The 9,644-nt window shown below is 43.9% G+C and carries 8 protein-coding genes, 1 tRNA gene and 2 pseudogenes; all 11 read right to left on the reverse strand.

The annotated features are described in order from the left end of the window. Positions 1-60 precede the first annotated feature (60 nt). A pseudogene (locus BLQ24_RS02235) lies at positions 61-309 on the reverse strand (tyrosine-type recombinase/integrase); the annotation flags it as partial. 411 nt (positions 310-720) lie between these two features. After that, a complete protein-coding gene (locus BLQ24_RS02240) occupies positions 721-999 on the reverse strand; it encodes a YdbC family protein (protein ID WP_242869560.1) in 279 nt (92 codons plus the stop codon). Continuing rightward, complete coding sequence (locus tag BLQ24_RS02245; RefSeq protein WP_090162212.1) at positions 981-6,164, reverse strand: AAA domain-containing protein; 5,184 nt, start codon at positions 6,162-6,164, stop codon at positions 981-983. Before BLQ24_RS02245 ends, BLQ24_RS02240 begins: the two co-directional genes overlap by 19 nt. An 84-nt stretch (positions 6,165-6,248) precedes the next feature. Beyond that, entirely contained in the window at positions 6,249-6,470 is a 222-nt protein-coding gene (locus BLQ24_RS02250; RefSeq protein ID WP_090162215.1) for a helix-turn-helix domain-containing protein, read from the reverse strand. A gap of 285 nt (positions 6,471-6,755) precedes the next feature. Continuing rightward, entirely contained in the window at positions 6,756-7,112 is a 357-nt protein-coding gene (locus tag BLQ24_RS02255) for a hypothetical protein (protein ID WP_242869561.1), read from the reverse strand. 177 nt (positions 7,113-7,289) lie between these two features. Next, a pseudogene (locus tag BLQ24_RS02260) lies at positions 7,290-7,772 on the reverse strand (IS30 family transposase); the annotation flags it as partial. Beyond that, entirely contained in the window at positions 7,751-7,900 is a 150-nt protein-coding gene (locus BLQ24_RS10515; protein ID WP_090162219.1) for a transposase, read from the reverse strand. The gene BLQ24_RS10515 and the pseudogene BLQ24_RS02260, both read right to left, overlap by 22 nt. A 39-nt stretch (positions 7,901-7,939) precedes the next feature. Beyond that, positions 7,940-8,194: a CpXC domain-containing protein gene (locus tag BLQ24_RS02270; protein WP_090162221.1), complete on the reverse strand. Its 255-nt coding sequence runs from the start codon at positions 8,192-8,194 to the stop codon at positions 7,940-7,942. Between the two features lie 12 nt (positions 8,195-8,206). Then, positions 8,207-8,566 carry a hypothetical protein gene (locus tag BLQ24_RS02275; protein ID WP_090162223.1) on the reverse strand — a complete coding sequence of 120 codons (360 nt, stop codon included), beginning with the start codon at positions 8,564-8,566 and terminating at the stop codon, positions 8,207-8,209. A gap of 60 nt (positions 8,567-8,626) precedes the next feature. Next, positions 8,627-9,322 (reverse strand): type I restriction-modification system subunit M N-terminal domain-containing protein, encoded by a 696-nt coding sequence (locus BLQ24_RS02280; protein WP_090162225.1) that lies wholly within the window; start codon positions 9,320-9,322, stop codon positions 8,627-8,629. Between the two features lie 227 nt (positions 9,323-9,549). Further along, positions 9,550-9,625 (reverse strand) — tRNA-Met (locus BLQ24_RS02285). Between the last annotated feature and the right edge of the window lie 19 nt (positions 9,626-9,644).

Genomic DNA, 9,644 nt, shown 5'->3' on the forward strand with positions numbered 1-9,644 from the left:
TCCTTTCACGTGCTGCATTCACTTCCCATCGATATAGACCAGACCGCAATCATTTCGTCTTTAGTTCAAACTCGACATAGCCCGCATCACCAGGTCAATGTCCTGATTCTCCAGTTCGTGAATAACATGCAGGTACGTTTTCTGTGTGGTCGTCATGCTTGCGTGTCCGAGGCGGCGTGCCACGCTGGCAATCGAGACACCGGCAAAAAGCAATAGGGAAGCGTGCGTATGACGCAGCCCGTGAACAGAAATAACCGGAACTCCTGCCTGCCGGCAATGCCGTGCCAGAATGTCATTTACAGTTGAGGATTTATGCAGTCATTATCGAATATTCCGGTGACCACCCCCGTCAAATGCGGATTGATTTCATTATTTCTCCCAGTTCGTCACGCCTTGCCTCTCCCCCCAAGGGAATCTAAATGCATGACACGATTTAAAATCATAGTCTGATTCTGTCCTTAATTGCTGAAGGTATTTCTGCGAATGAAATATCAATGAGGCTATGAATTTGCGCAAATACGGTGCCAACGTTTGCATCCGGTAAGGATGTGAGGATTAAGTTAAAATCATCTACGTAGTTTTTCTTTCTACGTCTTTCCCCGAAACAAACAGCAAAATGACAGGACTAACCTCTCAAAAGAAATGCCTGAAGTGTTAGGTCCACGTTTTTCCAATCCCAAATTCTCTGGACAAAGCATACTATTTTTGCCTCATCGATATTTAAATATCGCTTTCAAGCAGTCTGATCTCCTCGTCAATAATAGACAGGAGAGAACGAATTTCTTCCTCGGTTAAAGTGATTCCTTTACCCATCTTACTGTGATCAGGCGACCAATCACGAATATCATATTTGGGTTCTCTTCCGTTCCAACTAACTCGATTGAGTTCTTTCTTCCATCCACGAGGCAGTTCCGAGATAACCCCTACACAGTTGATGATTTCAAATTTCAATTCTTTATGCGAAGACATTGATAATCCTCCTATATCATTACGCGCCATGCGGGACGGTTTCCTGTAGCAATTGCGCCACGTCTTTCTAAAACCGACTTTAGGTTACATTTTTTTACAATGTTCTCAATCATTTCTTTTCTATCCTTGCTATAGATGACCCATATAATATTGGATTGCTTGCGGTTATCTATGAACTCTATTTGATGTTCCTTAAGTTCTCCAACAAATTTATCTCCATTTGAACTCTTTGTAGATTTCCTCCCTGCAGGAGGAATGCTGGATGAAGACTGCGAACTACAAGTGGGCTTCTTTTCTCTGCTTCCCATTTTGTCTGCAGGTGAAGAACGGACGATAGTCCGCTCTCGTGTCTTGGATTTGTCAATTTTTTCATCATAAGCCCGTTCTAACTTTATAGGTTTCGTGGAAGTATTGCTTTTTCCTGTAGTTTCAACATCAACTTCGCACTTTTTATGCCAAACCTTTGTCTTTGCATCTCTATTTTCTCTCAAAGGAACAAATGACGGCTCGTTTTCCAGTGAGACAGATTTAGGGTTAAGGGCTACGGCAAGAGTTTCTATATCATTTTTCGGCTGAAAATCACCCATACCTTCAAGTATTTCGTACGCACGCATTTTGACTCGCTTAAGCAACTCTGTTTCTCGTCCAGCATTTGAAATTTGCACAGAATCCTCGGGGACAATACCGTAGATTTTTAACTCAGAAATTACCCTCTTGATCGTCTTATCGGGGTCCCTATAGAATTCACTTCCACGAATGCGGATGAATCTCCAACCGAGACGTTCAAGAATAATTTGCCGTTCCATGTCCTCACGGATTTTTTCTTCGCCACTATGCCACCGTTCTCCATCGCATTCGATCGCAACTTTCCTATTACCGCATACAGCAACAATATCAAGTCGGTAGCTTCCGACTTTCCATTGTTGAACGATATGATATCCTCTTTCTACAAGGGCGCTGGCAATGGACACTTCAAAAGGAGAATCCGCCTTCTCTTCAATTTCAGCATGAATTGCTTCCGATGCTCTTGGATCTAACGAATAGTCTATGAGCGTTTTTCTAATATCTCCCTTCTTAAGATCCGTCGCAGGGTCGAGCGAATCAACGACCCACAACTGGTCTTTTGCACGACTGACAGCGACATTGTATCGCTTGCGGTTAGAATCATCTGCTCCAAAATTCATCATTTTGAGTGGACCAGTACACTTTCCACTATCCACCAAGCTGAGAAAAATGACATCACGCTCATCCCCCTGAAAGTTGGCAGAATTACCACATAATACATCTCTCTTCACGATGTCATGAGGATTTAAATTATGCTCTATTTCCTGCTGTATTAATTTAACTTGTTCATTTCCAAGCAGCGAAATTACACCAAACGATTTTCCATCATACTCAGGCTGTTCAAAACACGCCTGCATTAATGAAACAATTGTTTTTGCTTCCTGAAGATTTGTTTTTCCTTCCCGCTTCCCATTGAAAACTCTATAATTTATAACTGCCGGAAGCAATTCGCTGCTGCTATCATCTCGCAGAGGCCTGATCTTTCCGTCATAAGAAAGCATATTGCTAAAACCAATGATCTCAGGAACACAGCGGAAATGTTCTCGAAGCATCAGGGGCTGGAAAGTTGTCTTCGCAATATCATAGATAGAGGTCTTCGCCGTATACAAGTGTGCGTTTGGAATCAAATCCTTTATGTACTGTTCCTGTAAAACACTTATCTTTTTATCTTCAACACCAACTGCCATAGGACTTACCTGACGGTCGTCTCCAACGATAATGAGTTTTTTCCCCATGTACAGGATGGCAAGCGAAGATACATCAGACTGGCTAGCCTCGTCAATGATGACAATATCAAATCTGTTGACGCGAGGATCAAGACACTCAAGTGCTTTATTGATGGGCATAATCCAACACGGTACAGCCCTCTGACATTGAACCATCAGTTCTCTTGCCTTTGCCCGTAGCATCGGTGCTCTTTTCCCAGTACCTTTTCCTATACTCTTGACAGTAAGTCTCCAGCCTTCCAAAGCTTGCTTCATACTGATATCCGCTTCTGTTCTTCTCAACAAATGATACCATCCACTTTTCTCAGCATACTCTGACGTTACATCACGGTATTCACGACTTAGACGAAGACTGTCTGCTTGAAGCTCTGAAAAAGGTTCCTTGGTAATATCTTCAATTATCCCGTAGAGTTGCTTCCACCTCCAAGCATCACCAATATTACTTGGGACAACACCGAATCCGTGAACACCCTGGCGAGTACGAATCGCTTCAGCCCATTGCGGAGCAATCGGTTCAAGAACCGCCAGAGCTTTATTACGGGCACTCTGAAGCCCATACTTTTCATATATTTTTTCAAGTTCAGCATATGATTCTGCGTAAATTGGGAAGTCCCCCTCATCTAAAGCAGCCACAAGTCTCTTGCAGAGAGAACTGCTGCCACGCTTACCGCTGGTAAGGGTAGCCCTCAGTGCATCCAAATCCGAGCGGTATTTTTCAGCCTTAATAATTGAACTACAAACATCACATATCTGAGGGATGACATGTTCCACACATGTAAGTATCTTATCTGTAGCAGTAAACTCGGAATCGAGGATATCTCTTCTAAAGAGGGTGTCCTCGGGAATTCCCAGTGACGTAAGTTTGCTAAGAAGTACTTCATAGTCTGTGCTGTACCAATTTAGGTATTTTTCAATCGGTGAGATCCAATTCACAGCTATTCTTTCTGGTTCATTCTTTCCAAGTTCACTAAATGCGGGAACATCGTTCGGTGCAAGAAGTTCATCCCAGATGGCGCCGCACCGCTTTCTTGCTTTCAGTAATTCAATATATTTTAGAACAAGAACGCAGTCTTCTGCCGAGGCAGGATGGCTTCCGTTGACAGTCACAGCGGCAAGGGATTGCTCATATTCTTTGTGTACCATAAGTACAATCTTACTGATTTTTCCGTTTTTTCCAAAGAGCGACTGCATGCGTTCATATGAAGATTTTATTGTATCAAGAGAAATGTTCTCGTCAATAGACAACTGCTTGCCGAGAGACTGTGCCATATAAGCATCAGCACAATCGCAAGCCTTCTGTATTTCCTCCAAAAGAACCTGCCATCGCTGACGATATACATTTTCACTCTTTCCATCAACGGCAACAGCTTTCATCCAACCGTTGATCCTGCCGAAGGAAGTGACATATCGTTTCAAGTCCTCAACAGCATCCAGTGCCGGATAAGGCATGGAAAATTCCCCAAAGCTGCCAGAGAAGGAAATGGTCTGCTCTGCGCTGTTGCTCTTGATTGTCCATGAATTTACGGCTTCTATTTCCTCAATTTTTCCAAGGGTGTGCTGAAGCTGTTTCCACACCGTCATATAATCATTCGGGGCCATTATGCACGAAGGATCGGGAATCTCAGCTTTGAGTTCCTTTTCTTCTTCAGCCGTCACAGCCACATTACTTTGGTATAGGGCAGAAAGTTGCTCAAAACTCATAGGCAGCGGCGCATACAGGCGTACCTTTCCCGGTATATATGACAAATCATCTGCGTGTTCCACCACAAAGGCCGCTGCCTTAGATGGCGAGATTTCCTCACCATTCAGGACGATACAGCCACACTCCTGATGGATGATTGCATAAATTTTTTTGCGGACATCAGCAAGTTGTCGGATAATATCTCGCCGCTCGTCAAAGAGGCTGTCCATCTCTCGCTTTACTTCAAACGACGTTGTCCTGGAGGTGTAGCTAGTTATACCGTCAACTGACCGCTCCATATCAACATTAGAATCGTCCAGCATGGAGACACAAAGATCCTGCAAACCTGGAGCAACCTTCTCCTTCAAGACACTTAGTGCTTTCTTAGTATAGCTCGTTACAAGGACACTTTTTCCTTGTGCGAGAAAATGTCCTAAAAGGTTTGCAATGGTGTGGGTCTTACCAGTTCCCGGCGGTCCCTGCACCAGAACAGCGTCGTATTGTTCGATACGCTTGGCAATGTCGAGCTGCTCCTTATTTGCCTCTTTTGAAAGAAGAATGTCAATACTCTCCCCACCGACTGCGGCCAGGTGTTCATCGATAGATACTTCTCCTACATCCTCTGGAATGTCGATGGTACCACCGGAAACAATGTCTCGGATTGGCTTTGGAACCTCCCCATTTTCCCGAATATCCTCAATTATACGTTCGATGGCCTTCAATGTACCGTCCAGACGCTTTCTAACAATTAAACAAGGGTCGAGATAGAGCAGTAAACGACAATCATTCTTTTCTCCTAAAGAAATAGGTTCTTCAGAGAAAAAACCATTGGAGGAAAGCTGATGCACTAGTATTTTCAAAAATTCCGGTGTATCATTTCGGTCGAGCGGATGATAGTCATTCTTTTGCACGTCTTCCGTAAGTAAATTGATGCCGCTGAGGTTGACATCTTCCATCACCTGAAAAACAACAGAATACAATTCGGATGGTGTGTCTGTATCCATGATGCTGACGATATTGCTGTCGGCATCATATTCCACTTTGACACGGTGGGTCAAAACAGGGTGATGAATCTCAGAGTTTTTCGCATCGCACAGAATGCCGTTTGCAACAATAATCTCCTCCGTCTCCGCTTCACGTTGCAATTCAAAATACAACCGGTAGAGATCGGTAAATATTTTCCTCGTGCGCTCGGTGACCACCTGTTTGGCCACCCACTTGGAACGAATGGTTAACCATTTTTCGTAGGCTTTTACACAGTTGACATCGTCTGTGAATAATTTACGACTATTATCTTCCTCGGCATTCTCCTCTCCGTTATTAAACAACGAGATCTTTGGACTTTCCGGTTGTTTCTCAACGAATGCTTTTACCTCCGGTTTGTTGCGATAGTTATCCCATCCTGGCAGAAGCCAGTCCTTCAAAATAGCATCTGGCTCCGGGCATTTCTGAAACTCTGGCTTATGAACAGAGAGCAGAACATTCCCGCGACCATCATCTTCAGTTTCGACCTCATCCTCAACACGATCGCAGTAGAAAACACTGATATTCTCCGGATCCTCCGGCAGAGAAGAAAGCGAAAGAGACCAAGGGTAATCCTTCATGTTAAGAATTGCTTTTTGCTTGAGTTTATTCAGTTCACGAATAAACTGGAACAAAGAAATGGCTTTACTCTGGTCAGTCAACTCAGTATTTTTTGATGTTTTTCGTGATATATCAGGCATCAAAACACCTCATTTTCTTATGGCAATAAACTGCTTTCTTTCAATATAATAATTATGTTATAGGCACAGTCCTTAAATCGGGATTTACTTGCCTATTTTGTCTTCCTCTGGGACTATTTCAAGAATATCATCCATCTTACATCCGAGGGAAACACAGATTTTAGCGAGGACATCGGCCGTCACATTTCCGTCATTACCCATTTTTGTGATTGAAGCAGAACTTATGCCTGCCATTTTCGATAACTCCCCCTTTTTGATACCTCGGTCTATCAGAAGTTTCCAAAGCTTTTTGTAACTTACTTCCATTTGATATACCTCCACTATTAAACAATACTCGACAACATTACGGCAGTGTGTCATACAGATAGGCTGAGATATAGGCTGAGATAATTTATAACAAGTACCAATAATGTTATTTACATATTACAACAGATATCAGATAAACACGAGAAAAATCGTGCGATCAAAAGAATCTCTGGCAAAAAACTCTATGTGAATAGTGAAATTCAATAGCCATTGAAAGTACTCGCTAATCAGATGAATTCGCAGGTAGAGTCCGTATTGCAAAACCACTTCCCTCTAGCGACTTAATTACAAGTTAAATATTTTTTCAAGCTCCTCGTTCAACACCCCATCTTTGGCATACTGGAGAGTGTCACATAGCCGAATGTTGTTCTTTTCGATATGTATCTCATCACTGAATCCTAAGATGTACCGCAGGCAGATCTGGTAGATGATCTCTGTCGGAGCGCAGCCATATACCTGCTCAGCAAAGATATGATTCAGCCGCTCGGTATCGTCCGGGAAAAGCGCTTTCAGCCGTTTGCTCTGGTACAGCCGGGTGACGATCTCCGTTATATACATGCCGGATTTCATATACAAATCCGCAAATGTCGCATCCGGATCGTCAAAGCATCCTGGATTTTCCTTCTCCAGACGGTCGACCATATCCTTGACTACGCGTTTCGGTGTGAAGATCTGATTCGTCTTCTGCGGCGGGATATAGTCAAAAATATCTCCCTTGCCGGTTTCATTAAAGTAATCAGCTTAATTGCAATAACAAGTTGAACATTGATAACTGAATATCCATAGGGTAAGCCGAAAAGGTTGGGGTGCCTGCGCCGGCTACGCCGCTCGATAAATCCGGTCAAGCTCCGCTTCGAAAACTTCATCCGGAGTTCTGTATCCAAGGATCCTCCTCGGCAGGCTGTTGCACCAGACCTCAATATTCGAGATCTCCTCTGCGGTATAGCTGTCGATCCGTTTTCCCTTGGGAATGAATCTCCGTATAATACCGTTGTGCCGCTCGTTCGTACCCTTCTCACAGGACGTGTACGGGTGAGCGAAGTACACCAGCGTATCTGCCAGTTCCTCCAATTCAGAGAGCCGGTCGAATTCAGATCCGTTATCCGTGGTAATAGTCTTGAACGCTTCAAAGAAGTGCTCGCTATACTCCATACAGATCTGCTCGAAGGCCTCCATGACGGAAGCGGCTTCCTTGCTAGACAAAGGAATCATCCAATACTCACGGCTCATGCGCTCCGCCAGAGTCAGGAGGACTTCGTCGTCACCAGTCTTCTGGCCGATCACATGGTCCCGATCCTTGTGGTTAGCATACGCATACGTGTACCGTTACGGTAATCCTGGCGTTCGTCAGTGCGCCCATGTCTGTCGGCTCCTAAATGTTCGGCAGACTCGGCAAGCATGATCTGATCAAGGATCTTTTTGACCATCATTTTTATGAAATTGAATTTACACCATTATACGGACGCAACTTAGACTCTCTCAGCATCTTCGTCTGAATTTGCGTAGTGAATCATGATGTTGTCTTCCTTTTGATGATAAAGAAAGCCATAATCCTCATTTGTCTTCTTGTGACATTTCGGACACTCAAAAAGAAACGCAGATTTATCTAATACCGCCTGCTTCATTTCCGGGTCAAGAGTAGTGTTAATACTTTCCCATATAGTAAATGAACTGTCCTGTTTACATTCAGGACATGTCAACATGACTTCTTTGCTTCTTGACATCAACGACTCCTTTCAGGCCTGCTTAAGTGGATTGTCGTAAATCAGATATAAATAATCCTGCAGGGAACACTCCATAGCCTCATCAAAGTCTTCGCGCTTCTTCCAGTACATTGTTAATGCAACATCCTCATATGGTGAATCAGGGCACAGCTTAATATAAGTCTCATCGAAAAGAAGATCCCACAAATTGCCGTATTTCCCAGTAAAGTCAAAGTGCCGCAATCCATTTTTTATCATGGCCTCAGCAAATCCGCAGATATAAATTTCATCGTTGATATTGTCAGCCACAATGAAAAGCCCCGAGTCAGAAGGGAATTGTGGAATAACATCCTTTAGTGATAAATAAACCTCAATTATCTGCTGACCTTCCATTTTTGTCGTGCTCCTTAGTCAAGCCCAATATTCCTTCTGCAAAACCGACACCCCAAATTCTCAAGCGACACCCCTCAGAGGGCAATCGTTAAATTGTATCCAATTTTGCGTCTTGTTTTCATAGATACGGATTTCTGAGCGATCTTGCAAATGATCGGCTACAATCTCAGACATCAGCACAGAGACCTCATGCGGCGTGTAGAACTCACCGGCTTTCTTCCCAGCGTTGGACGCAAATTTCTCAATCAGATATTCATAAATAAAGCCCAGAACATCGTAATTCCCCACCGGGATATCATTGATCAGATGAATCAGATCCTGAACCGCCTTGGTCTGTGTCCGGTTGTCTCTTCCCAGTTTGCTGAGTCCTGTCTCCAGGGTAGTGAAAATTCCCTCAAACACTTTCTTATGCGATTCGGAAATCAGACGAGAAAAAGACGACAGTGCTGTTCGGACATTATCCACGCTGAAGTCGAAGCCCATGCCGATCCATGTGGAGAACAGGTCTTTATACGCAATAAAATACCCGAGGCTCTGCTGTGCACTCTGCACCGTTTCCGGGTCCTCCTCATTCACATATTCTCTGATATCCTCCGGGGTGTAATCACGCCGGAGGAGCCATCTTTCCTCTTTCTCCGACAGATATTTATAAAAAATAAAGCCGAGAATATAGTCCTTATACTCGTTTGCCTCAATGCTGGATCGCATTTTGTTTGCAGATTCCCAGATCTTCGCCGCCAGCTGATTCTTGTTCATACTCTCTCCTTCAACTCATATCGTATTCTCCCTTACCTGTGAACCCGGATGATCTTCCCGGATACAGACAACTCACGCTTTTCTCCAGCGTAAGGGAGTCCATCGCTTTTCATTATACATTGAGACGAGAGTTTTGTGATCACAGTGATCCGATAATCTGCTGCGTACCATAATTCTGCAATAAAAAAATACCGCTGCTGAAATCGTATCAGCAACGGCAAGTGATTTGGTTGCGGAGGGAGGACTTGAACCTCCGGCCTCCGGGTTATGAGCCCGACGAGCTACCAACTGCTCTACCCCGCGATAATGAAATTGGCTCCGA

The sequence above is a fragment of the Eubacterium pyruvativorans genome (genome assembly GCF_900102225.1).
GTDB classification, from domain to species: Bacteria; Bacillota; Clostridia; order Peptostreptococcales; family Anaerovoracaceae; genus Aminicella; species Aminicella pyruvativorans.